This window comes from Vibrio sp. 1978, from assembly GCF_033344345.1.
In genome coordinates, this window is record NZ_JAWPOP010000037.1 from 13450 (window position 1) to 38464 (window position 25015).

Annotated in this window: 22 protein-coding genes; 11 read left to right on the plus strand and 11 right to left on the minus strand. The window is 46.5% G+C overall.

Annotated features, from left to right (window positions below; genetic code table 11):
• The first annotated feature begins 19 nt into the window (after window positions 1-19).
• The gene (locus R8N49_RS22885) at window positions 20-301 is read left to right on the plus strand and encodes a hypothetical protein (RefSeq protein WP_005378786.1); all 282 of its coding nucleotides are present in this window, start codon (window positions 20-22) and stop codon (window positions 299-301) included.
• A 31-nt stretch (window positions 302-332) separates the two neighbouring features.
• Here R8N49_RS22885 and R8N49_RS22890 read toward each other — a convergent pair whose 3' ends face one another.
• The 4 genes from R8N49_RS22890 to R8N49_RS22905 form a co-directional block, all read right to left on the minus strand.
• Window positions 333-788 (minus strand): DoxX family protein, encoded by a 456-nt coding sequence (locus R8N49_RS22890; protein WP_005378784.1) that lies wholly within the window; start codon window positions 786-788, stop codon window positions 333-335.
• 10 nt (window positions 789-798) lie between these two features.
• Entirely contained in the window at window positions 799-1557 is a 759-nt protein-coding gene (locus R8N49_RS22895) for a DNA-binding domain-containing protein (RefSeq protein ID WP_005378782.1), read from the minus strand.
• The gene (locus R8N49_RS22900; RefSeq protein ID WP_005378781.1) at window positions 1554-2426 is read right to left on the minus strand and encodes a DUF692 domain-containing protein; all 873 of its coding nucleotides are present in this window, start codon (window positions 2424-2426) and stop codon (window positions 1554-1556) included. The genes R8N49_RS22895 and R8N49_RS22900 overlap by 4 nt, the downstream gene beginning before the upstream one ends.
• Window positions 2427-2525: 99 nt before the next feature.
• The gene (locus R8N49_RS22905; protein ID WP_005378779.1) at window positions 2526-2786 is read right to left on the minus strand and encodes a DUF2282 domain-containing protein; all 261 of its coding nucleotides are present in this window, start codon (window positions 2784-2786) and stop codon (window positions 2526-2528) included.
• A 281-nt stretch (window positions 2787-3067) separates the two neighbouring features.
• On the opposite strand from R8N49_RS22905, the gene uvrD reads away from it, so the two are divergent.
• Window positions 3068-5242: a DNA helicase II gene (gene uvrD, locus R8N49_RS22910; RefSeq protein WP_186584588.1), complete on the plus strand. Its 2175-nt coding sequence runs from the start codon at window positions 3068-3070 to the stop codon at window positions 5240-5242.
• 982 nt (window positions 5243-6224) lie between these two features.
• Here the strand turns inward: uvrD and ggt are convergent.
• The 4 genes from ggt to rarD all read right to left on the minus strand — a co-directional run bounded on the left by ggt (window position 6225) and on the right by rarD (window position 10642).
• The gene (gene ggt / locus R8N49_RS22915; RefSeq protein WP_104975691.1) at window positions 6225-7991 is read right to left on the minus strand and encodes a gamma-glutamyltransferase; all 1767 of its coding nucleotides are present in this window, start codon (window positions 7989-7991) and stop codon (window positions 6225-6227) included.
• Between the two features lie 111 nt (window positions 7992-8102).
• A complete protein-coding gene (locus R8N49_RS22920) occupies window positions 8103-8762 on the minus strand; it encodes a LysE family translocator (RefSeq protein WP_005378776.1) in 660 nt (219 codons plus the stop codon).
• Window positions 8763-8853: 91 nt separating this feature from the next.
• Window positions 8854-9651 (minus strand): AraC family transcriptional regulator, encoded by a 798-nt coding sequence (locus R8N49_RS22925; RefSeq protein ID WP_258489461.1) that lies wholly within the window; start codon window positions 9649-9651, stop codon window positions 8854-8856.
• 73 nt (window positions 9652-9724) lie between these two features.
• Window positions 9725-10642 carry an EamA family transporter RarD gene (gene rarD / locus R8N49_RS22930; protein ID WP_005378774.1) on the minus strand — a complete coding sequence of 306 codons (918 nt, stop codon included), beginning with the start codon at window positions 10640-10642 and terminating at the stop codon, window positions 9725-9727.
• 178 nt (window positions 10643-10820) lie between these two features.
• Between rarD and recQ the strand changes: the two genes are divergently transcribed.
• From recQ to R8N49_RS22945, 3 genes are all read left to right on the plus strand, one after another.
• Window positions 10821-12656, plus strand: coding sequence for an ATP-dependent DNA helicase RecQ (recQ, locus tag R8N49_RS22935; protein ID WP_005451195.1), 1836 nt, complete (start codon window positions 10821-10823; stop codon window positions 12654-12656).
• A gap of 9 nt (window positions 12657-12665) precedes the next feature.
• On the plus strand, window positions 12666-12971 hold the full coding sequence (locus tag R8N49_RS22940; protein WP_005378772.1) for a DUF3630 family protein: 306 nt from the start codon (window positions 12666-12668) through the stop codon (window positions 12969-12971).
• Window positions 12972-13205: 234 nt separating this feature from the next.
• On the plus strand, window positions 13206-13880 hold the full coding sequence (locus tag R8N49_RS22945; protein ID WP_206949741.1) for a 7-cyano-7-deazaguanine/7-aminomethyl-7-deazaguanine transporter: 675 nt from the start codon (window positions 13206-13208) through the stop codon (window positions 13878-13880).
• Between the two features lie 222 nt (window positions 13881-14102).
• On the opposite strand, the gene R8N49_RS22950 is transcribed toward R8N49_RS22945, so the two are convergent.
• From R8N49_RS22950 to rhlB, 3 genes are all read right to left on the minus strand, one after another.
• Window positions 14103-15746 carry a sugar nucleotide-binding protein gene (locus R8N49_RS22950; RefSeq protein ID WP_258489460.1) on the minus strand — a complete coding sequence of 548 codons (1644 nt, stop codon included), beginning with the start codon at window positions 15744-15746 and terminating at the stop codon, window positions 14103-14105.
• Between the two features lie 172 nt (window positions 15747-15918).
• On the minus strand, window positions 15919-17412 hold the full coding sequence (gppA, locus tag R8N49_RS22955; RefSeq protein WP_005382885.1) for a guanosine-5'-triphosphate,3'-diphosphate diphosphatase: 1494 nt from the start codon (window positions 17410-17412) through the stop codon (window positions 15919-15921).
• A gap of 20 nt (window positions 17413-17432) precedes the next feature.
• Window positions 17433-18770, minus strand: a complete 1338-nt coding sequence (gene rhlB / locus R8N49_RS22960) for an ATP-dependent RNA helicase RhlB (protein WP_258489459.1) — start codon at window positions 18768-18770, stop codon at window positions 17433-17435.
• A 111-nt stretch (window positions 18771-18881) separates the two neighbouring features.
• Between rhlB and trxA the strand changes: the two genes are divergently transcribed.
• From trxA to fre, 6 genes are all read left to right on the plus strand, one after another.
• The gene (trxA, locus tag R8N49_RS22965) at window positions 18882-19208 is read left to right on the plus strand and encodes a thioredoxin TrxA (RefSeq protein WP_004745500.1); all 327 of its coding nucleotides are present in this window, start codon (window positions 18882-18884) and stop codon (window positions 19206-19208) included.
• Window positions 19209-19404: 196 nt separating this feature from the next.
• On the plus strand, window positions 19405-20664 hold the full coding sequence (rho, locus tag R8N49_RS22970) for a transcription termination factor Rho (RefSeq protein ID WP_005378757.1): 1260 nt from the start codon (window positions 19405-19407) through the stop codon (window positions 20662-20664).
• A 106-nt stretch (window positions 20665-20770) separates the two neighbouring features.
• Window positions 20771-21763, plus strand: coding sequence for a hypothetical protein (locus R8N49_RS22975; RefSeq protein ID WP_258489458.1), 993 nt, complete (start codon window positions 20771-20773; stop codon window positions 21761-21763).
• 91 nt (window positions 21764-21854) lie between these two features.
• On the plus strand, window positions 21855-23708 hold the full coding sequence (gene ubiD, locus R8N49_RS22980; RefSeq protein WP_005382877.1) for a 4-hydroxy-3-polyprenylbenzoate decarboxylase: 1854 nt from the start codon (window positions 21855-21857) through the stop codon (window positions 23706-23708).
• Window positions 23705-23974: a 2Fe-2S iron-sulfur cluster-binding protein gene (locus R8N49_RS22985; protein WP_009696789.1), complete on the plus strand. Its 270-nt coding sequence runs from the start codon at window positions 23705-23707 to the stop codon at window positions 23972-23974. Before ubiD ends, R8N49_RS22985 begins: the two co-directional genes overlap by 4 nt.
• 14 nt (window positions 23975-23988) lie before the next feature.
• Window positions 23989-24702, plus strand: a complete 714-nt coding sequence (fre, locus tag R8N49_RS22990) for an NAD(P)H-flavin reductase (protein WP_005382872.1) — start codon at window positions 23989-23991, stop codon at window positions 24700-24702.
• Window positions 24703-25015: the final 313 nt, after the last annotated feature.

A 25015-nucleotide genomic window follows, 5' to 3' on the forward strand; every position in this document is an offset into this window, starting at 1 on the left:
TAACGGAACTCAAAAAGTAATGTCGTTAACCACGTATGAAATGGCTCGTATTCTAGAGCAAATGGAAGATTCACCAGAAAAGGTGATGTTTGGCAAGTTGCTTAATGAGCTGGGTAATCAAAGCTCCGAGCGTATTCGTAGTGCGGCGAAACAAGTACCTCTGCCAATTTTGCGTGATATCGTGTACCAATTTCAGCAAGTGATTGAGTCACGCAAAGATGAACAAGTCGAGCAGATGGCAAAAGACCTCGCTCAGCAAGGTATCTCAGCAGAAGAGCTACTGGCTTACTTGAATAAATAATAAAAAATCCCCGCATGATGCGGGGATTTTTTTAGCTCGTCATTTTCTTTTTCAGGATGTGGTCCAAAGACAGCGGTCCTGGCCCCCATACGATTACGATAAGAATCATCAATCCCCAAAGTTGGTGGTCATAAAAACCTTTCTCCCACAACAGTGGGTAAGAGATCACTGCGATGATGTTGAACACAAACAGCATTGCTGCCATCGGGCGGGTAATCAATCCCAGTGCCAAGAACACCGGTAGAACCAACTCCGCAGCCGTACCTAAATAAGCCGCCAATTCCCATGGCAAGATTGGCACTTGGTATTCCAGCTCAAATAAGTACAGCGTGCTATCCCAAGATGAGATTTTGATTAGTCCTGAATTGAAGAACACCCAGGCTACCCACAAGCGACAAAAGAGAAGTAGTAAAGGGACAAAGCCAGCTTGTAGGGTACTGATTAAATCGTCGTACCGATTCACTAAGTTTTTAACCGTATCCGTCATAGAGTGCTCCTTAGATTGATTGCAATGTAAAGCCGTCAACAATATCGAGTGCCATGATGCGATTGAGATGAGCGAGTAAAACTTCAGGTATTTCGCTCAAACTCTGCTTCTGCTCTAAACATTGCAGCAGTTGGAACACATCGGCATCGAGTGCGTGACACAAGGCTTCTCCATTGGCTTGAATCGAGATGACACCTTGCTGTAATTGGTTGATATTAAGTTGTTCGAATTGCCCAGTTTGAATCGCACTAAATAGATCGAATACTGCGTAATTGGAGTCAAAGCTGCGGCAGCCCTTTTTAAGGTGTAAGACTAAAGCGGGTTGTTGCTCTTCACTCACTTCGCCAAGTAACGCAAGCGGTTTTAATTCCGCTGCATTGGATTGCTCATACTGTGCTTGACGAGCTAGGTCGATATGCCACTCGAAGCGTGCGACTTCAGGGCTGTAAGGTGCTTGTGCGATCACCTGACTAAACTGCATGATGGTGTCTTGAAAGCCTTCGCCATAATGCACCACATTTCCTTCTTTTAATGGGTAAGAAAGAACATGCTGGCGAGCTATCTGTTCAAAGCATTCTTCACCAAGCAGCGCTTCAACCATCGGGTAGGTCGCGGACAACACTTCGCTTAAGCTGACGATAAAGTTATTGCGGTAAATTTGTATGCGTTCATCAGCGGTAAACTCATCACTGGCAATATCGCAGTCTTCACCGAGCGCTTGATAGTGCAGGGCTTTAGCAAACTGGCTTTGTAAGGTGGCTAGATTCATGATGCCTTCCTTGGTTCGCTTTGTTCACTTGGAAGTGTGCCTTGCAACAGCAGTTGCGATGCTTTCTGCGCTTCTCCTAATAAGACTTCTGGCGCGGGGATATCCAAATCCCATTCAATCAACGTATGACGTGGACCGTGTTTTTTTGTCCACTGCGCGAACAGTTGCCAAACTTCATCACTAACTGGGCGGCTATGGGTATCAATCCATATCTCACCTTTGTCGAGTTGTTTGATGGTAAAACCTGCCAAGTGAATCTCATCCACTTTGTCGGCTGGAATCGCATCTAGGTATGTGTCGCAATCAAAACCGTGGTTGAACGCCGAAACATAAACATTGTTTAGATCGAGCAATAAACGACAGTCAGTGCGCTTTTGCACTTCGGTAAGAAACTCCCATTCGCTGATGGTCGAATGTTGAAACTTCACATAACTAGATGGGTTCTCTATCAAGATCTCGCGTTGCAAATATTCCTGCACTTCATTCACGTTACGAGTGAACACGTTGAGCGCTTCTTCCGTATACGGAAGTGGAAGCAGGTCATTAAAGTAGTGACCGCCGTTTTCACTCCAACTTAAATGGTCAGAAACAAGAATTGGGTCGATTGAGTCAATCAGTGATTTAAGTTGCGCAAGATGCTTTTGACTAACACGTTCCACCGAACCTAGCGACAAACCAATACCGTGGCAGCTAATTTGATATTGCTCGCGAAGCGTTTGTAGCTGATGGCGCTCTGTTGCATTGGGTTGGAAATAGTTTTCACTGTGGATTTCTAACCAAGACAACTCAGGCTGGGATTGGCTAAAGTAATCGAGGTGAGGGGTTCTTAATCCAACTCCAACAAGGTCGTGGAAGGTGTGGTGTTTCACGTGAAACTCCTTTTCAAATCGTGCGGGAAGAGAAGGATGCGTCTTGGCTTTGCGTTGGTTGAGCGTCAACGCATCCTCACAATAGCTAGCGATAAAAGATTATGAAGAAGAAGTGCTACCGCCAGCGAGTTTGTCACAAAGACCTTTTGGTACGACTACGAATGCGTCTTTTTGGTTATCTTCTTTAGAAGTACCAGCGCATGAGCTGCTTTTTGTTGCACAGTCGTTTTTACCTGCTTTAGAAACGCCATAGCACTTTTCTTTTTCAGCAGCGACAGCTGGAGCTGCAGTTAGCATTGTGCCACCAAGAGCTAGAAGACCAGTAACAGCAGCAGTAACAGCTAGATTCGACTTTTTCATAATAAATTCCTCTGAATGATTTCCTTTACTTTAAGTTGGCAAGATGAATCGCCTGTTTTGGCGTTTTTGTTATCAACTTGCTTAACTTAAAAGATAGGAAACTGGCTAAAAAACTTTCAGAAAAATTTCTGAAGTAAATGGGTTTGTAGGGTCAAATAGATATAACTAATTGATGTATTGGGCAAAAAAGCATCGATTTTTTTATCAAGTTTTGTCTAAACAGCACCCGGTTGTTTAGGTTATAATCGGTTTTTATGTATAAATAACCAGTAGCTCTCATCATGATGGATCCATCTCTATTACTCGACGGTTTGAACGATAAACAACGTGAAGCCGTTGCAGCACCTCTAGAAAACTTGCTCGTTCTTGCTGGCGCAGGAAGTGGTAAGACACGCGTTCTTGTTCACCGTATCGCTTGGCTGATGTCGGTCGAGCAAGCTTCTCCGTTTTCAATCATGTCGGTAACCTTTACCAATAAGGCGGCGGCAGAGATGCGTGGACGTATCGAAGAGCTAATGATGGGCAGTGCAGGCGGTATGTGGAATGGTACTTTCCACGGCATTTGTCACCGTATTCTGCGAGCACACTATCTTGATGCGAAGCTACCGGAAGATTTCCAAATCATTGACAGTGACGACCAGCAGCGTCTGCTAAAGCGTTTGATCAAAGCGCAAAACCTCGATGAGAAGCAATGGCCTGCACGCCAAGTGGCATGGTGGATTAACGGTAAGAAAGACGAAGGTCTGCGTCCGTCGCACATTGATGCGTACCATGATCCAGTAACCAAGACATATCTGCAGTTGTACACCGCTTACCAAGAAGCGTGTGATCGTGCTGGTTTAGTCGATTTTGCGGAAATCTTGCTGCGCGCACATGAGCTACTGCGTGATAACAAGTTCGTCCGTGAACACTACCAAGCACGCTTTAAGCATATCTTGGTGGACGAGTTCCAAGATACCAACAACATTCAATATGCTTGGCTACGTATGATGGCGGGTCCTGAGTGTCACGTGATGATCGTAGGTGATGACGACCAGTCGATTTATGGTTGGCGTGGTGCAAAAGTCGAGAATATTGAGAAGTTTACGCTCGAATTCCCAAGCGTAAATACCATTCGTCTTGAGCAAAACTACCGTTCAACCAAGACCATTCTGGAAGCATCTAACACCCTGATTGCGAATAACACCGAGCGTATGGGTAAAGAGTTGTGGACGGATGGCGTGGTCGGTGAGCCTATCTCGGTTTACAGCGCTTACAACGAATTAGATGAAGCCCGTTTTGCGGTGAACAAAATCAAAGAGTGGCAAGACAAGGGCGGTGCTCTGAATGACGCTGCGATGCTTTACCGTAACAACGCCCAGTCGCGTGTTCTGGAAGAAGCGTTAATTCAAGCCGGTCTGCCTTATCGTATCTATGGCGGCATGCGATTCTTCGAACGTCAGGAAATCAAAGATGCCTTGAGCTACATGCGTCTGATTGCCAACCGTAACGATGATGCGGCGTTTGAACGTGTGGTGAATACGCCAACGCGTGGTTTGGGCGATAAGACGCTTGAAACCATCCGTTTTGCGGCTCGTGATCGTGGTTGCACCATGTGGGAAGCGAGTGTGGCAATGTTGGACGAGAAGGTTCTTGCTGGTCGCGCTGCTGGTGCTCTGAGCCGTTTTATCGAGCTTGTCACCGCGCTAGAAGACGACACCTTAGAGATGCCGCTGCATCACCAAACTGACCATGTGATTAAATACTCGGGCTTGTTCGCGATGTACGAGCAAGAGAAGGGCGAAAAGTCTAAGGCACGTATTGAGAACTTGGAGGAATTGGTGACCGCAACTCGCCAATTCGAGAAACCAGAAGAAGCCGAAGACATGTCACTGCTGACGGCATTCCTAACCCACGCAGCACTAGAAGCGGGCGAAGGACAAGCGGACGAATTTGAAGATGCGGTTCAGCTCATGACATTACACAGTGCGAAAGGTCTAGAGTTCCCATTGGTGCTTATGGTCGGTGTGGAAGAAGGCATGTTCCCAAGCCAAATGTCGGCAGAAGAAGCAGGGCGCTTAGAAGAAGAACGCCGTCTGTGTTACGTAGGCATGACCCGTGCGATGCAGAAACTGTACATCACTTATGCTGAAATGCGTCGTTTGTACGGTCAGGATAAATACCATAAACCGTCTCGCTTTATCCGTGAACTGCCAGAAACTTGTTTAGATGAAGTACGAATGAAGGCGCAAGTTAGCCGTCCTTCAAGCAGTGGTCGATTTAGCCAAACTGTTGTGAAAGAGAGCTTTAATGAAACCGGCTTTACGCTAGGTTCTCGTGTGATGCATCCAAAGTTTGGTGAAGGCACCATCATCAACTTCGAAGGCAGTGGTCCACAGAGCCGTGTACAGATTGCCTTTAACGGTGAAGGCATCAAATGGTTGGTAACTGCTTACGCACGACTAGAGAAACTGTAAGGCTTGACCAAAACTCATACCAATCGTAGTAAATAACTGGTCATTCTAGCTTGTTAAAATACTCGATAACTGCGTTGCAATTTTTTATTGTAGAATAACTACTTATCGAAAAATTGCGCCTTGTTCTCAAGCATTTTCCCTACGCTATTTCTGATCGCTTATTTACTGTGATTGGTATCATCAACTTAAGAGCTGCTTCGGCGGCTCTTTTTGTTTGTGCAGTTTTGGTGTCGCTAACGTAGGAAAAAATGGAATGATAAATGGATTTCGAAAGCGCGATTTAACTATACCGTTTGAAGTGAAAGGTGGGCGTTGTGGGTGAATGTCTGCTTTCAGAAGAGCTGCTAAGAAAAACTTTAGGCAAAGAAAAACCCCGAGGGCTTGCGCCCATCGGGGTTATAGTCTTACTCGCAGCAATCCGGCTACTAAGAGTGCTCCATGCATCTAATCCATGATAGTGTGCTGAATCCGTCAGCTTAATCCTTACGTCGCCTTCCTAGCGGTGTCCTTAATGACCTTATCCTGGTCTGCTAACTATCCTCGTTAGCTCTCATCACTTGTTCCCTGAGCGGTGTCCCTGACATCATCCTGATGTTCAAATCCTTGCCTCGTCCAGAGGTGTCCATTTCCCGTCCTTAGTAGCAACCATCCTAGTCACTATTGATTCCGTTCAATGTCCAATTTTGCAATCCATGCCCGACTATTCATCCTGAATAACCGTTTCTTCTTCCTGAAGTTCACCAAGTCCGTGGTGTTTCCTGTTCCGTGTCAGCATCCTTCCGACAGGTTTAATATTACGTGTTTAACGATTTCCAACAACGGGCTAATCTCACATTTTTTAACTCTCTTAGCGTTCAAAAAAGATACATGAGTATCAAATTCAATGGCTTATGCTCTTTGCTGTACGGTTTTACCATTAAAAAAGAGAGGTTTGCTCAACCCTTTGTGAGAGATCTCGCACAAGGGGTCGAGCGAAAGACTCTTACTGCCCGATAGCGGCACCTTCACGTCTTGGATCCGCAGCGCCTTCAAGACCGTCTTTTGTTATTCGTATCGCATGCAGACCAGAATTCAAATCCCGAACATCGGTTTTAAAGCCCATCTTCTCCAGAGCAGGCTGTAAGCCCTCTGCGGCGGTACCTTGCTCAATATCTAAGGTGCCAAAACGGTTCAGCAATCGTGGCTGATTAATCGCGCTTTGGATGTCCATATCCCATTGCGTGTGGGCGATAATGGCTTGTGCGACGTAACCAATAATGCGGCTGCCACCCGGTGAGCCAATTGCCATGTAAGGTTTGTCATCCTTCATCATAATGGTTGGTGCCATGGATGAACGTGGGCGTTTTCCCGGTTCTAAGCGGTTCGCGATTGGCACACCATCTTGATGCGTGCGGAAAGAGAAATCGGTCAGTTCGTTATTGAGCAAGAAGCCGCGTACCATCAAGCGTGAGCCAAAGGCGTTCTCGATGGTTGTTGTCATTGAAACCACATTGCCTTGCTTATCGACGATATTGAAATGGCTGGTGGAAGGCAGCTCGATCGATTGGTCCATGCTTAAGTTCATGGCGTGCGACCAAGGAGGATTACCGGCTTCAGCCTTACTCAAGGCTTTACCGACTTGAATGAGCTCAGCACGTTGTTTGAGATAATCTTTATCAAGCAAGCCTTCGGTTGGCATTGGCACATAATCTTGGTCAGCCATGTATTTACCACGATCCGCGAACGCAAGGCGCGATGCATCGGCGATCACTTGCCATGATTTCGCGCTTTCGGCTCCCCAACCTTTAAGATCGTATTGCTCGGTGATCGCGAGAATCTGTCCAACCGTCAATGCGCCAGAGCTAGGTGGTCCCATGCCGCAGATATCATAGCTTTGATAAGCCGCACAAACCGGCTCACGTTGCTTGATTTGGAACGCATCAAAGTCAGGTTGTGCCAATACGCCAGGATTGCCCGGTGCATTCTGTACGGTCTTGATGATGTCTGTAGCGATATCGCCTTGATAGAAAGCTTTTGCCCCTTGCTCTGCAATTGCCGTCAGAGTTTGCGCGTATTCAGGGTTCTTCAACAACGTGCCTTCGGTTTTTGGTGAGCCGTCTGGATTGAAGAAGTAAGCCTTAGTCGCAGGGAAGCGTGATAGGCGCTTAGTATCTTTCTCAATCAGACTCGCGAGGCGAGGACTGACTTCGAAACCTTGCTCAGCCAAGGTAATCACGGGTTGGATGATCTTCTTCCATTCCAACTTGCCGTATTTCTGGTGCGTGTCCCACAGCAGTTTCACTGTACCAGGAGTGGCAACGGAGCGCCCGCCGACAACCGCATCGTAAAATTGTAGGGGTTGTCCTTTTTCGTCTAAAAAGAGTTTCGGCGTCGCGGCGAGCGGTGCGGTTTCGCGTCCATCATACGTAGTTAGTTTTTGTTTCTCACTGTCCCAATACACTAAGAAGGCGCCACCACCAATACCTGATGATTGCGGTTCTACCAAGCCCAGCATCAGCTGCACGGCAACCATAGCATCAATAGCATTACCACCTTGGGCAATAACATCCGCACCAGCTTGGGTTGCAATTGGGTTAGCAGCGGTAACCATATAATCTTTCGCTTTGATCAATTGTTTTTGCTCGAAGCCAGTGCTGTGCTCCGGCGCAACCGCATCTGCTGCTTGGTTAGCAAAGACTGAGGTAGATAAGATTAGTGGGGAAGTAAGAAAAAGACCCGTGGTCACGAGTCGGTTGAACGTCCAATGCATGATGACTCTCCATGTTGCCAGTTTTGTGCTTTGAGCTTGGCAGTTATGGAGAGTCACGTCGAGTCAGCAGTCTTAGAAATGTCGATTGTGCTACGCTTTTAAATCAGTACTTTATCCGATAAAAGTATTGATAGTTTGGTATAGAATACTGCCGCCCACTAGAGTAAATACCACGCCGCATAGACCGTCGATGTAGATACCCGCTTGTTGCAATTTACGCTGTAAGCGCTGTGTCGACAGCATCCATGCAAGGCTAGAGAACCAGAATAGCGACAAGCCAAACAGGATGACCAGTGCAATACCTTTGCCAGTAATCGACATACCTGCTGGGACTAAACTCGACATCAAACTGACAAAGAACACCAGGGCTTTTGGGTTAAGAATGTTGGTCGCAAACCCTTTAGCAAACGCTTGACGCTTATTGCTGATCACTAGGTTATTTTGCTTCTTAGGTTGATCCGTCAGTGGGTTTTGGATCATCGAGATCACGGCACGCAATGCGCCAATTCCTAAGTAGAGCAGGTAACTACCACCGAGCAGTTGTACCACGGAATACAGCACTGGGTGCTGGTGGACGACAAAACTCACACCTGTCAGGCTGAACAAAGAGTGCAGCAAAATACCGACGGACAATCCCAACGCAATGTACAAGCCAGTTTGACGACCATGACGCGTCGCGTTTTGTACGACCAGCGCAAAGTCCGGACCTGGACTCATTAGGGCAATAAAGTGAATGCTGGCGAGTGTCAGCAATATGGTGGATTCATTCATAACACATCTCAAATTTAACTAATGCGGCTATTGTCGTGGTAAGTCACCTGTGGCGCTTGTAAAAAACTGACAGCTTTCTCGGTAAATGAAATTAACGAGCCACTTGAGAAGGGGAAACGCCGTAGGTCTGCTTAAACGCTTTGCTGAAATGCGCTTGATCATAGAAACCGATTTGATGGGCGACGTCGGTACCACATTGACCAGCTTGCAGTAACTTCATGCCTTGTTCGAGGCGCAGGCGTGCGAACCATGCATAAGGCGTCATGCCAGTTTGCGCTTTAAAGTGGCGCTGGAACTGCGTTGGGCTCAGTTGGCACAGCTCTGATAGCGAATCCAAACGCACCGCTTGGTCGAGGTTCGCCATTAGATAATCTTTTAACGTTCCAAGTGATTGATTTCCTAATGGCACCACTTTTTGTCGCTCAAGCGATCCGTAGCGATCAAAAAGCTGGTTAAATCCTTCAAAAGGAAGGCAATCTTTGGTGAGTTGGCTGAGGTTTTCACGACGAAGTAGCCCGTGTAAGTTACTAAGTTGTGAAAATACCTGTGGATCCGAGATGATCAGCTCGTTGAAGTGTATTATTTGACCGTTTTGCTTAAGATCAGCCAGATCGCTCAATAGGTGAGGCTCGATCGCAAACACATTTACTTCGTAGCCACTTTCGAGCTTAGATTGCCCGTCGTGCAGCTCATCCGGCGGCATAATCACAATTTGCCCGTGACCAACTTGGTGGCTGTTACCTTGGTATTGGAACTTCTGCGCGCCATGCGTGATCAGGCCGAGATGAAAATCCAGATGGTAATGCCTTTGAAAAGCAAATTTCTGGTATTTCGCCTCTATTAGACTCAAGTTGTCATGGTCGGTTGCGTAGTACTGAATATGTTCCATTAAACAAAAAAAAGCTTGGTCACATTATGACCAAGCTTATCTGGCAATTTCTAACTTGTCTTGTAAAAAACGATCACTGTGGCTGAACGATTCGGCGTGAGCGACGGTTATTACGTAATCCATCAAAGCTAAACACGACTAGTGCTCCCCAAATAAAGACGAAAGTGATCGCTTTATCCATGGTAAAGGGTTCGCCATACATCAATACTGCAAGTAAAAACATTAAGCTTGGGCCTATATATTGGAAAAAGCCCAAAGTCGATAATTTGAGTCTTGTTGCTGCACCCGTAAAGCACAGCAGTGGTAGGGTTGTTATAACCCCAGCCGCGATCAACAAACTATTTAACGTAAGTGGATTCGTAAGCATATTTGAGGTTGGTGTATCGGCAATAAAAAGCAAATAAACAGCGGCCACTGGCAGTAGAAGTAATGTCTCGATAAACAAGCCAGTTTTTGCATCGACACTGACTTTCTTTCTTAATAAGCCATAAAAGCCGAAGCTCATTGCTAACGCCATCGCAACAACAGGTACGGAGCCAAATACAATCAGTTGAACGAGTACGCCACAACCTGCCAATACAACCGCGAACCACTGTAATTTACGCAGTCGCTCACCAAGGAAGACCATCCCGAGTAAGACGTTGATCAGTGGGTTAATGTAATAACCTAAGCTGGCGTCGAGCATATGATTCGAGTTTACCGCCCAAATGAAAATCAACCAATTGCCGCCAATTAGCATGGAACTTGCGATCAGGTAAGCGATTTTCGTTTTGTCTTTCGCGATGTGGTAAGCCGAGCGCCAGTGACGGCCAAAATGGAGGAGTGCAGCAAGCAAAAAGAAAGACCATATCACTCGGTGGCTTAGAATTTCCAAAGGAGATACTTGTGCGATGGACTTAAAGTACATCGGCGCAATGCCCCACATGGTATACGCGCCGATCGCTAGCAAGATACCTTGCCGCGCGCGTTGTTGTTCGTCTTCTGGTGTCATGAAGTGTCACCTAATTGTGTGTTTTATAGAGCAGAAAATCAGTATACGAGTCGTGATGCGAAACACCTAACAATTTGCGGTTTTATTCACCATGAAACCCCATTACAATGTGCCCTCACTTTGTGTGCCAGTGGTATGCATAAGCACCTCTTTTTTAAGACCCAATCTGAGACTTTTCATGACCTCGACCTTGTTAGCCGAACAATCTGATTCGCCTGTAACGCCTCAACGTGTGTTGGAGGATGTGTTTGGTTACCAAGAGTTCCGTGATGGTCAGCAGTTGGTGATTGATGCTGCGGTAGAAGGTCGCGACAGCTTAGTTATCCTGCCTACTGGTGGCGGTAAGTCGCTGTGTTATCAAATCCCTGCTTTGGTTCGCTCTGGTATTACTTTGGTGATTTCTCCGCTTATTTCGCTGATGAAAGACCAAGTGGACCAGCTTAAAGCCAACGGTGTAGCGGCTGAATGCATTAACTCGACCATGCCTCGTGAAGAACTGCTCAGCGTATATAACCGCATGCACACTGGTCATCTTAAGTTGGTGTACGTCTCACCAGAACGCGTATTGATGCGTGATTTCATTGAGCGCTTGGAAAACTTGCCGCTATCGATGATTGCTGTCGATGAAGCGCACTGTATTTCCCAGTGGGGACACGATTTTCGGCCAGAATACGCCGCGCTTGGTCAGCTTAAGCAGCAGTTTTCCCATGTGCCATTTATGGCGCTGACGGCGACAGCAGATGACGCAACGCGCCGAGATATTCTTGAACGCCTGCAACTGAATAATCCAGAGGTTTACCTAGGCAGCTTCGACCGTCCCAACATTCGCTACAACTTAGTTGAGAAGCACAAGCCGGTTTCGCAAATCGTTCGTTATCTTGAAACCCAAAAGGGGAATTGCGGCATCATCTATTGTGGTAGCCGTAAGAAAGTTGAGATGGTGACCGAGAAGCTGTGCAACAACCACATTCGTGCTGCTGGTTATCACGCAGGTATGGATGCCGATGAGCGCGCTTACGTTCAAGAAGCTTTCCAACGCGATGATATCCAGATCGTGGTGGCGACCGTGGCATTCGGTATGGGCATCAACAAACCAAACGTGCGTTTTGTGGTTCACTTTGATATCCCGCGCAATATCGAATCCTACTATCAGGAAACCGGTCGTGCAGGGCGTGATGGTTTGCCTGCCGAAGCGATGATGTTGTATGACCCGGCGGACATCAGTTGGCTGCGTCGTATGTTGGATGAGAAAGACGATGGTCCACAGAAGCAGGTGGAAACCCATAAACTGAATGCGATGAGTGCCTTTGCTGAGGCGCAAACCTGTCGTCGTCAGGTGCTATTGAATTACTTTGGTGAGTATCGTGAGAAGCCATGTGGCAACTGTGATATTTGCTTAGATCCACCGAAACACTTTGATGCCACGGAAGAAGCGCGTAAGGCGTTGTCTTGTGTGTACCGAGTGAATCAGAGCTTTGGTATGGGCTACGTGGTAGAAGTGCTACGTGGCATGCAAAACATTCGTGTACGTGAAAACGGTCACGATAAGATTTCTACCTACGCGATAGGGCGCGATCACAGCCACGATTACTGGGTGAGTATCTTCCGTCAGTTAATCCACAAAGGGCTGTTGTTCCAAAACATCACGCGTAACTCAACGTTGCAACTTACCGAAGAGGCGCGTCCGTTGTTGCGTGGCGATGTGACTCTAGAGTTAGCGGTTCCGCGTTTAGACACCGCAGCACGTGCGGCGAAATCAGATAAACTGACCAGCAAGAACTACGACAAAAAGCTGTTTGCTAAGTTACGTAAGCTGCGTAAGTCGATTGCTGATGAAGATGGTTTGCCACCATACGTGGTCTTCAGTGACGCGACTTTGATTGATATGGCGGAAATTCTGCCAACGTCTTACGGCGAAATGCTGGCAGTCAGCGGTGTTGGTCAACGCAAACTGGAGAAGTACGCCGACCCATTCCTTGATTTGATTCAAGAACACATTACTCACCATGGATAAGGAACCAAGATGCAAAAGGAATTTGGCTTAGCGGACTACATGGCACAAGAAGGGCGCTTAATCATTACCGCGCCGAGCTTTGACCTTGATAGCTTTCCTGCTTTAGGTGAGCGTTTAGTCGGCTTGCTTTCTGCTACTGTGGTTGAAAAACAATGGGATGCGGATATTCACTCTTGGCTGATCGACTTTGAAGGTTGCCGACTGTTTATGAAAGCAGAGCATTACAGCGAAGCGATTTGGTTTGAAGCGTTAGCGATTGAAGAGAGCAGGGAAGAGTTGGATTATCTTGCAGGATTGTTCCAGCGCGGCTTCTAAAAATAGAGTTTTTTTAGAAAGGGTGTTTCACATGAAACACCCTTTTTTATGCTCAAACGTTTGCGTAAGACAGATGACTTGCGGCGAAAAGTGGTTAATGTATAATCGCCCACCGCTTCGCTCAGAAAGAGCCAAGCCAGTTTATTTTTCATTTTACATTGTTGGTAAGAGCCACTTTATTCAGTGACTCGATTTGGGTTCCCTCACCCCCAAACCAAACTAAAAAGGTATCGCATGAGTAACTTTACCCCTGCGCAGCAGCGCAACGCCCTTATCTATCTGGTTCTATTCCACCTAGTCATTATTGCATCTAGCAATTACCTAGTTCAGCTACCGTTTACTATTTTCGGTTTCCATACCACTTGGGGCGCATTCACTTTCCCATTTATATTCCTAGCGACTGACTTAACTGTGCGTATTTTCGGTGCTCAGTTGGCGCGTAAGATCATCTTCTTAGTGATGTTGCCTGCTTTGGCAGTGTCTTACTTCTTATCGGTGGTGTTCTTCGAAGGTCAATTCCAAGGTTTTGGTCACCTAGGGGAATTTAACTTATTCGTTGCTCGTATCGCGATTGCTAGCTTCATGGCGTACCTACTTGGTCAGATCATGGATGTGCACGTGTTCAACCGCCTACGTCAAATGAAGCAATGGTGGGTGGCACCAACGTCTTCAACGCTTTTCGGTAATGCACTTGATACTATCGCTTTCTTCGCCATTGCGTTCTATCAAAGCCCAGATCCATTTATGGCAGAGCATTGGACGGAAATCGCGTTGGTGGATTACGGCTTCAAACTGATTATCAGTCTTGGTTTGTTCGTTCCGATGTACGGCGTATTACTGAATTACCTAATTAAGAAGCTGACTGCGGTGAACCCTGACTTTAAGGTGACGACAAGCGTTCAGTCTTAATATCAGTGGGAACCCCGAAAGCCGCTTGCTTAAATCAAGCGGCTTTTTTGTACCTGCTTACTGGGATTTAGAGGGTTTTGTACAGCGTGGGGAGCAATTAGACCATGGGTGTCCAAAAGCTCCCTAAGCTGTACGAAGGTAAAAATGAGCAATAAAAAAGGTCCCGAGTGAGACCTTTTTATCAAAGTTACGGAACGTAGAGGAAGCTCGTTGGTGAAATGGCTAACGGAGCATCTTCTCAATCAAAATGGCTTTTTGCGCATCGAAGGCGCCAAGTTGCAGGCCGTTCTCCCAACTGATGCTTTGATTGAACATCGCCAACATCAAACCGACACTGCGTTGATTGGCGTCCTGCCAGCAATCAGATTCGCTGTACTCTCCATCATTTATCGCGTTGCCATTAACGAGAATGGGCTCGAAACGCCATTTTTCGCCGACACGGTAGTAGCCTTTGCTGGTTAAGGTCTGGTTGGATTGAATCGTTAGATTGTGCTCGATGCCCGGTTCACCTGTTAGTTCAAATACAAATCTTAGCTGGTGGTCACCACATTGCAGATCAACGATCAGTTGGCCGTTTTCCTCAACCAGTGTTGATTGAGAGTAGTCTCCGAAGCAATGCAGCAACCAAGAAATAGGGTGGCTAGCTGTCTCAAGAAACCACTCTTTGAGCGTGAAGGTGCCTGGTAGATTAACTTGGGTGACTAGATTGACCACACAAGGTTGGGTTTGCGAGGCGAGCCACTTCTCTATCGTCTTGGCGGTCTCTAGCTGAGCAAAGGCGTAATTAACCAATAGGTTGGAGTTCGGTTGCTGCCAGTGAGTGATGTCGGAATTCAATCCCACCAATGGCTTTTCACAAATTAGCTTGGTTGAACCTAACTTCTTAATTATCTCTGCATGAGTATGCGCAGGTGTCGCGATTGTCACTACATCAAGTTGCTTGAGTGCGCTGATGTTCGTTTCTGCCTTTGGGATTGCTTCTTCACTGCACGCTTGCTGAAGCGGTTCTATTTGGTTGGCGCATAACGTTGTGACCGATACACCATTGTTTCGATAGTGGGGAATGTGCGTGCGTCCCCAGTTGATTCCTATGATGCCGGCTTGCTGGATTTGCTCTGGTTTGTTGAAACGTTCACTCAATGGCGGCAAGGCAATTCGTTCATCGGTTAGACGTTGGTCATGGTGATAGTCATTGCTTGGCAGCACTTGCCATGGCTTGTTGTAATGCTGTTTGAGTGCACAAACGAGTTCGTAGAAATTCCACTTATCCTTTAAGTTGCTATCAAGATGGTATAAACCGGCTTCGTTCCGCTCAATAAGCTGCAAAAAGGCGAGTGCAGTATCGTCCATATGAGAAGTCGCGGGATACCAAGCTGTGCTAGCGGTAATAACGCCGTACTCTTCATGTTGGCGGTCGAGATGCGCCAACATGTTATTGCCTTCTGCTTGGTGATGGAGCTGCCAACCAATTCGAGCAACCATCGCATCTGGATTTGCTTGCCAGATTGCATCTTCACAACGAACTTTGTATTTGCCGTAATCATCTTGGGTGTTTCTTTCTTCAAAGATGCCATAAGGCCCGTTTTTTGTGGCATCAAATACCATTGCTGTGCTGACAAAGAGGTAAGGAATATTATGGCGTTTGCATTGCTCACCAAGCCACGCTGCCCACTCTTCACTTCCCATCGCCATATGGCACACCGCATTGATGTGGTGTTGCTGCCAAAATTGTTCACTTTGCTGTAGATCATCCGGCGGGATTTGGTGGTGATTCCACTCCAATATGTTCCAGCCGCGTAGGTGAAACTGATGAGCGACTTTTGGGGCGAGGGTGCCAGTTAAGCCAGTCATTAAAACGGTTTTCATGATGGTGCATCTTGGTTGGCTAAATTGTGTTTATCAATAAAGCATGGCTGTTTTTCGATGTAGAGCGGAGAAGCTGAGATTTTTGCTGGGCAGCACGTTTTGTAGGGGAAGTAGATGCAAAAAAGCCCAAGCGAACGCCTGGGCTTTAGTATTGTAAGGCAGTGATATTCGCTTATTTTGCTACGATATTTAATGGCCAGCCGATGTCTGTCTGACGGTTGGATTCAATTTCCAACTCAGCCGCAGTCAGTGGGTTTTTCTCTAGCCATTGCGCATCAATGTGTAACGTTAGATTGTCGCCTTCAACTGTTAGAGTCACATTTGGCTCTAGATCAGGATTGCGACGATGGCTGAGTAGAACCGCAAGACGCAACAGTCTCAATACTCGTTTGGCACTTGAGCCTGATAATGCATGCTGCTCAGGTAAAGAAGTGAGCTGTTCGCGATAGCGACGAGCCACTTCACCAATAAAGAACTTCTGTGCGCGCGTGTAACCAGGCAGATCCAAATTCTGTAGTAAGTAAGCACTATGCTCTCCGCCTTTTTTGAAATCGATAGTTAAGCCAATTTCATGCAGTTTTGCGGCGGTCTCGAGTAATATCTTGCCCTGAGGCTCTGTAATCCACTCATCGCCCCCAGCTTGCTGTAAAAGCGTGTGTGCCAGAGTAGCGACTTGTTCGCCGTATTGGTGATCGAGCTGATAGCGATTTTGTACGCTAGCGATAGTGCGGGCACGAATGTCTTCTTGACGAAGCTCTTCAACCATCTCATACACTAAGCCTTCGCGTAGTGCGCCGCCAGCCAGTGTCATAGCATCGATTTCAAGCAATTCAAAAACGGCAATCAAAATAGAGAGGCCACTAGGGAACACTAATGCACGCTCAAGTGTTAAGCCTTCAATATCGAGCTCTTCTAAATGGTCGGCCAACATGGCTTGCTTCTGTAGACGCTTGAGTTTGGAGTGAGTGATTACTTCGTCCATGCCTTGCGCCAGCATTATCTCTTGCAATGCCTGAACAGTGCCTGATGCACCAACACACACATCCCAACCAATTTCTGTATAACGTTCTAAAATCGGCTGGATGGTCTGTTTCGCTCCTTCAATTGCCGCGTCAAAGTTACGAGCATTCAATTGGCGATCTTTAAAGAAGTTTTCAAGCCAAGTCACGCAGCCCATTTTTAAGCTGGTCAGTGCTTTGGCTTCGAAACCTTCCCCGATAATCAGTTCGGTACTTGCTCCACCGATATCGACTACAAGGCGACGACCACTACCGCCAGAGGTGTGAGCGACACCTTTATAGATAGTGGCAGCTTCTTCTTCACCAGTAATCACTTCGATAGGCTGGCCTAGAATTTGGTTAGCCTTTTCTAAAAACACATCTACATTGGTCGCGGTACGTAATGTTGCAGTACCGACGATGCGAATGTTTTGTTTAGGAATGTCCTGCAAGCGTTCCGCAAATAGACTTAAGCAGTCCCATCCTCGCTGCATAGCTTCCATACTAAGAGAATTATGTTCATCTAAGCCCGCTGCTAGACGAACTTTGCGCTTAATTTTAGCCATTGTTTGAACGCTGCCATCGATGTGACGCACAACGAGCATGTGAAAACTGTTCGACCCGAGGTCGATGGCGGCATATAGCGGTGATGATCCTGCTTGACTCATAAAACGAACTCAGTTTCCTATTACGATTGTTTTGGTGCCGATTGACGCGGTTGGCGTGGACGACGTCCCTGCGGCTTACGGTTACCAGAACCAGAACCAGAACCAGAACCAGAACGGGTACCGCCAGTATTCGTGCGGCGCTGTTGGTTGCGTGGTGCACGCATACGAATCGGAGCTGGTAGATCTTGAATCAGTGCCGACGAATCGTACTCTGAAACTGGGATTGTATGCTCAATGTATTCTTCGATTGCTGGTAGGTTAACCGCGTACTCTTCACAAGCAAAACTGATCGAATGACCGCTCGCACCAGCGCGACCAGTACGGCCAATACGGTGAACATAATCTTCACAGTCGTCAGGAAGGTCGTAGTTGAAAACGTGCGTTACCTGAGGAATATGCAGACCACGCGCTGCAACGTCAGTTGCAACTAAGATGTCGACATCACCTTTGGTGAATTGCTCAAGAATCTTCTCACGCTTCTTCTGCGGTACATCGCCAGTAAGAAGGCCTACACGGTGTCCATCGGCAGCCAAATGACCCCAAACCGATTCACACTTATGCTTGGTATTGGCAAAAATGATAGCGCGATCTGGCCACTCTTCTTCAATTAGTGTTTGAAGCAGCGCCATTTTGTCTTCATTAGAAGGATAGAAAAGCTCTTCCTGAATGCGGTGGCCAGTTTTTTGTTCCGGTTCGACAACGACATGCTCAGGAGTATTCATGTGTTCGAATGCCAGTTCTTGAACGCGGTAAGAGAGCGTAGCTGAGAACAGCATGTTCAAACGCTCTTTTGGCTCAGGCATACGACGGAACAAGAAGCGAATGTCTTTAATAAAGCCAAGATCGAACATGCGGTCGGCTTCGTCCAGAACAACAGCTTGAATGTTGTTGAGGTTAAATACGCGCTGTTTGTAGAAATCGATGATACGGCCTGTTGTTCCGATCAGAATATCTACGCCGTCTTGCAGTTTCGCAAGTTGCTTGTCGTAGCTTTCACCACCGTAAGCTAGAGCGGTTTTTAGACCTGTGCTTTCAGTTAATGATTCTGCATCATTGTAAATCTGAATAGCGAGCTCACGTGTAGGCGCCATAATAATTGCGCGTGGCTGTGTAGGCTTACGACCTTCATGTTCCGGAGTCGTCAGAAGGTGGTTGAACGTAGCAGTAAGAAACGCGAGCGTTTTACCAGTACCCGTTTGGGCCTGGCCTGCGATGTCTTGGCCGGTGAGCAGGACCGGCAACGCCAAGGCTTGGATAGGGGTACAAAATTCGAACCCTTTTTTGTCCAATCCTTCAATAACTTGGGGCTTTAAGCCCAAATCGGCGAACTTTTGCTCTGTGATATGCGTCTTTTTCATGGCTATAGAATATCAGCTAAAGCTTGCAATACGAAAGTAAATACATTCCAATAGGGCATCTAATTACTGGTTATCATCCAACCAGTTTCGAAAAACACATTGGAGTGGAAGATGAGTGATAAGATTTTGCAGCTAACTGATGACGGTTTTGAAAACGATGTAATCAACGCTGCAGGCCCGGTTCTAGTGGATTTTTGGGCAGAATGGTGTGGTCCTTGTAAAATGATCGCTCCTATTTTGGACGAAATCGCAGACGAGTACGAAGGCAAACTCACTATCGGTAAACTAAACATCGACCATAACGCAGGTACACCACCTAAGTTTGGTATTCGCGGCATTCCAACGCTATTACTATTTAAAGATGGTAACGTAGCGGCAACGAAAGTAGGTGCTCTGTCTAAAACTCAACTAAAAGAGTTCCTAGACGCAAACTTATAATCACCAAGTGATTACAGATAAAACCGTGCAAAGTTACAATGCACGGTTTTGTTTTTCTAACTCTGGACTAGAATACTAATTAGTGCTAACTTATCGCGCGTTAATTGAACAAATTTCTCTTCTTGGTCGATCCTGAGACCAAATCCATCTTAACTAGAAAACAGATCTTATTTTGACTAAACAAGAATCCACCACCATGAACCTTACCGAACTGAAGAACAGACCTGTGTCTGACCTTGTAAAACTGGGCGAAAGCTTAGGATTAGAGAACCTAGCTCGCTTAAGAAAACAAGACATCATCTTCGCGATTTTAAAAGCGCACGCGAAAGGCGGCGAAGACATCTTTGGCGATGGGGTTCTGGAAATTCTGCAAGACGGCTTTGGTTTCCTACGCAGTGCAGATAGTTCATACCTTGCGGGTCCGGACGATATCTACGTATCACCAAGTCAGATTCGTCGCTTTAACCTACGTACTGGTGACTCTATCGCTGGTAAAATTCGTCCACCAAAAGACGGTGAACGTTACTTTGCCCTTCTAAAAGTCAATACCGTTAACGACGATAAACCAGACAACGCCCGTAACAAGATCCTATTTGAAAACCTTACCCCTCTACATGCGAATGAGCGCATGGTTATGGAGCGTGGTAACGGTTCAACAGAAGACATTACAGCACGTGTTTTAGACTTGGCATCGCCAATCGGTAAAGGTCAACGTGGTCTGATTGTTGCTCCGCCTAAAGCGGGTAAAACAATGCTTCTGCAAAACATCGCGCAAAGCATCGCGTACAACCACCCAGAGTGTGAGTTGATGGTTCTTCTTATCGACGAACGTCCAGAAGAAGTAACTGAGATGCAGCGCCTAGTTAAAGGTGAAGTGGTTGCGTCGACTTTCGATGAGCCAGCATCTCGTCACGTACAAGTAGCGGAAATGGTGATCGAGAAAGCAAAACGTCTTGTTGAACATAAGAAAGACGTAGTTATCTTGCTTGACTCTATCACTCGCCTAGCTCGTGCTTACAACACCGTAGTGCCTTCATCAGGTAAAGTACTAACAGGTGGTGTGGATGCAAACGCATTACATCGTCCTAAGCGTTTCTTCGGTGCTGCACGTAACGTAGAAGAAGGCGGCAGCCTAACTATCATCGCAACGGCACTAGTAGATACTGGTTCTAAAATGGATGAAGTTATCTACGAAGAGTTCAAGGGTACAGGTAACATGGAACTGCACTTGAACCGTAAGATTGCTGAGAAGCGTGTATTCCCTGCGATTGACTTTAACCGCTCAGGTACACGTCGTGAAGAGCTACTGACGAAGACTGACGAACTACAGAAGATGTGGATTCTGCGTAAGATCGTTCACCCAATGGGCGAAATCGACGCAATGGAGTTCCTAATCGATAAGCTGGCGATGACGAAGACCAACGATGAGTTCTTCGATGCGATGCGTCGTCAATAGTCTCAGATAAGTTATTCTGCGAAAAGCCACCGTATATCGGTGGCTTTTTTATTGCTTTCTCCCGATAGAAGTATCAGAATGAAGGAAATGTTATCGGGAGGTTAACATGCAACAAGGAATGTTGTCGTCATTACTCCTGAGCTTGTCACTTATCACTCTATCTGCGACATTATCTGCCAAGGAAATGCATGAGTCTGTAGTAGAACAGTGGCTTCAGGATACTCAAATACAGACTAAAGTCTCTGAACTGCTTGATTACGCTGTCAGAGATGAAGTCGACTCGCTTAAATTTGCCCTTGATCGACTTGCTTTGCCTCAACAAGAGGTGGTGCGCTTTCAATTGTTGGAAAAGCTTGAAAAGCAAGACGTGATTCTCACGCCTCGAATGGCTCTGTTTGTTGAGTCCCAGATCCGTATGACCCCGACTTATCAAGTGTTAGAGCGAGGTGATGGGTATGAATTTAGTGTACCCGCTTTTAACTTTCCCGTTATTGCGAGTCGCTTGATTAAGCGTTGGAAACAAGACCAAAGTACCTTGGACTTTGTCTTACAAGCTGAACGAAGAGAGCTTAACTTAAAGCAATGGCTTACAGGGCCATCTCAACAAGCTCAAGCGCGTGAAGCGCTTTTGATTCGAGAGTTAGACAGTTTATCACCCAACGCGCTTGCTGCATTAACGGCCCAGTTAACCAAAGCAAATGTGACCAGTTGGTTACCCTCGACGGCCGTGATAGTCAGGTTGGCACAAGTTAGTCAGGATGAGGAAGTGTACAACTTACTCTGGCGGATGAAAGCCGATTACAACAGCCAGTCCGAACTTGAGCGTTTAGCTGCGGTTGGAGACGTTTTTTCCATTCAGCAATTGATGAATGCCACAGTTAACCCATCACTCAAGCCAGAAGCTATTAGTCTACTTACAAAATCTAACCCTCTATCTCCGCAAGTAAAGCAGTTTCTAGTTAGAAAAATGGCGTTATCAGAAGAAGCAACCATGGTTGCTCGAGAGCTTGCTCAACAAGGGCATCAAACCTGGTTGGAAGAGTTAGTATCTTCGAACCATCGGATAAAGACTCGGCAGATTGAACAAGTATTAAAGTAATCTTGCTCACATACCCACACAAAATAGGAGGATCTTAGCGTCCTCCTATTTGTTATACTGCGGACAGTTTAATCAGCCAGCATGAAGGCCTATGAGTTTTAAGGATTTACGCGAATTTATCGACCACCTAGAACAGAAAGGTCGACTTAAACGCATCACTCACCCTGTTGATCCCGCTTATGAAATGACAGAAATCAGCGACCGCACCTTGCGTGCTGGTGGACCTGCGCTGTTGTTTGAGAACCCAATCGGCTACGACGTACCTGTTTTGACTAACCTGTTTGGTACACCAGAGCGTGTCGCAATCGGTATGGGACGTGAAGATGTTAAAGAATTAAGAGAAGTCGGTAAGCTGCTGGCTTATTTAAAAGAACCTGAGCCACCAAAAGGCTTCAAAGACGCTTTAGAAAAACTGCCTGTGTTCAAACAAGTATTGAACATGCCGGCTAAGCGTTTACGTAAAGCACCATGCCAAGACATTGTTTGGCAAGGTGATGAAGTCGACTTGGATAAAATTCCGGTAATGAGCTGCTGGGCAGAAGATGTAGCGCCGCTGCTTACTTGGGGCTTAACCGTAACCAAAGGTCCAAATAAGAAACGTCAGAACCTAGGCATTTACCGTCAGCAGAAAATTGCCAAGAACAAAATCATCATGCGTTGGTTAGCCCATCGTGGTGGTGCGCTTGATCTGCGCGATTGGATGGAAACCAACCCAGGTAAACCTTTCCCAGTTTCGGTCGCGTTTGGTGCAGACCCAGCAACCATTCTTGGCGCAGTAACACCAGTGCCAGATACGCTATCGGAATACGCATTTGCAGGTTTGCTACGTGGAAGCAAAACGGAAGTCGTGAAGTCAGTCAGCAACGATTTGGAAGTGCCAGCAAGCGCGGAAATCGTGATGGAAGGCTATATCGACCCGAATGAGTTTGCTGATGAAGGTCCTTACGGTGACCATACTGGCTACTATAACGAAAAAGAAAAGCACCACGTATTTACTATTACGCACATTACTATGCGTAAAGACCCTATTTATCACAGCACCTACACAGGTCGTCCGCCAGATGAACCAGCTGTATTGGGTGTGGCATTAAACGAAGTGTTTGTGCCTATTCTGCAAAAGCAATTCCCAGAGATTGAAGACTTCTATCTACCGCCAGAAGGTTGTTCGTACCGAATGGCCGTCGTCACCATGAAGAAGCAGTACCCAGGACATGCCAAGCGCGTAATGATGGGCGTGTGGTCTTTCTTACGTCAATTCATGTATACCAAGTTTGTTATTGTGTGCGATGAATCGGTAAACGCACGAGATTGGAATGATGTCGTTAAAGCCATGTCAGAGCATATGGACCCTGTACATGATACTTTGATGATAGATAACACGCCAATCGACTCGCTCGACTTTGCTTCACCTGTGGTTGGGCTTGGCTCCAAAATGGGCTTAGATGCGACCATTAAATGGGATGCCGAGCTGGCGACGCGAACCGAGGTCACTGAGCGAGACAGCAAAGCGATTACCGAAGCAGAACTGAATGAGTTGAAACAGCAACGCCCTGAGATTGTTGACGTCTATCTTCCAGTTACAGCAAACAACCAATTTGCTGTCGTGACTATGAAGAAAGACCAAGCCGGTCAATCTCAAGCATTGATGGAATACTTGTGGGACTTCTTTGCTCAGTACACGGATAACAAATTCATTATTTTGTGCGACGATGACGTCAACGCACGAGATTGGAATGACATCATTTGGGCGGTGACAACTCGAATGGACCCAGATAGAGACACGATTCAAGTGCTTGGTAAGACTGAGAGTTCATCCAAATTAGGACTGGATGCGACCAACAAGTTCGAATCTGAAGTCACGCGCGAGTGGGGCACGCCTATCAAAAAAGATCCTAAACTTGTGGCTAAAGTCGATGAGATTTGGGACCAGTTAGGTATTCTATGAGTCATCAAGTCCACCTTCTACCAATGGACGTTACGTTCCAAGTAAAAGAAGGGGAGACGGTGTTGGAAGCTGCGCTCAACAACAATATTCGCTTCCCGCACCGTTGCCAAGTTGGCGCTTGCGCCATGTGCATGTGTAAAAAGCTAACGGGCGAGGTGAGCTATCACCTCGAACCGATGCTAACCGAAAAAGAGCAACAGCAAGGCTGGATATTCCCTTGCCAAGCCTATACAGAAAGTAATTTAGTGCTTACTTTTGACGAGTAAGCGAGAGGAACACCATGACCATCCAATGTAAAGTAAAGTCTATTCAGCCGTTAGCTTGTAATACTTACCAAATCCTTCTTCATCCAGAATCACCAGTGCCTTTTAAAGCGGGTCAGTACCTAATGGTGGTGATGGGTGAAAAAGACAAACGTCCTTTCTCTATCGCAAGCAGCCCTTGTCGTCATGAAGGTGAACTTGAACTGCACATCGGTGCGGCGGAACACAACGCTTATGCACAAGAAGTTGTCGAAGCAATGCAAGCGGCGCTTGAAACTGATGGTCAGATTGAAATTGATGCGCCACATGGCGATGCTTGGGTTCAAGAAGAAAGCGAACGCCCATTATTATTAATTGCTGGTGGTACAGGCTTCAGTTACGTTCGCTCGATTCTGGATCACTGCGTAGCGCAGAATAAAACCAATCCTATCTATTTATATTGGGGGGCGCGCGATAACTGCCAGCTTTATGCTAAAGACGAACTGGTCGAGATTGCCGACAAGTTTGCCAATGTTCACTTTGTGCCAGTAGTAGAAGAAGCTCCTGCAGACTGGCAAGGTAAAGTTGGTAACGTGCTACAAGCTGTAGCTGAAGATTTCGAAAGCTTAGAAAACTACGATATCTATATTGCAGGTCGTTTTGAAATGGCTGGCGCAGCACGTGAACAGTTCACTCAGAACAAGAAAGCGAAGAGCGAACGTATGTTCGCAGACGCGTACGCATTCATTTAAATACGGCTTTTAAGGCAGAAAAAGAGGGTTTTTTACCCTCTTTTTTGCTTTTTTGATGAAATAGTCATCGAACAGTCATTTTTTTCCATTTTTTTTCAAAAAAGGGTTGCGAACGGATCTGAGTTCCCTATAATGCGCATCCACCGACACGGCAGACGCGATAAGGCTTCAGCAGGGTCGGAGAGGTGAAAGCTTCTACGAAAAATAAAATTGAAAAAGTGTTTGACACTGTCAATTAAATCGCTAGAATGCACCTCCGCTTTGAGAGAAAAACTTCTCGCAAAGCAAGCTCTTTAACAATATAGACCTATCA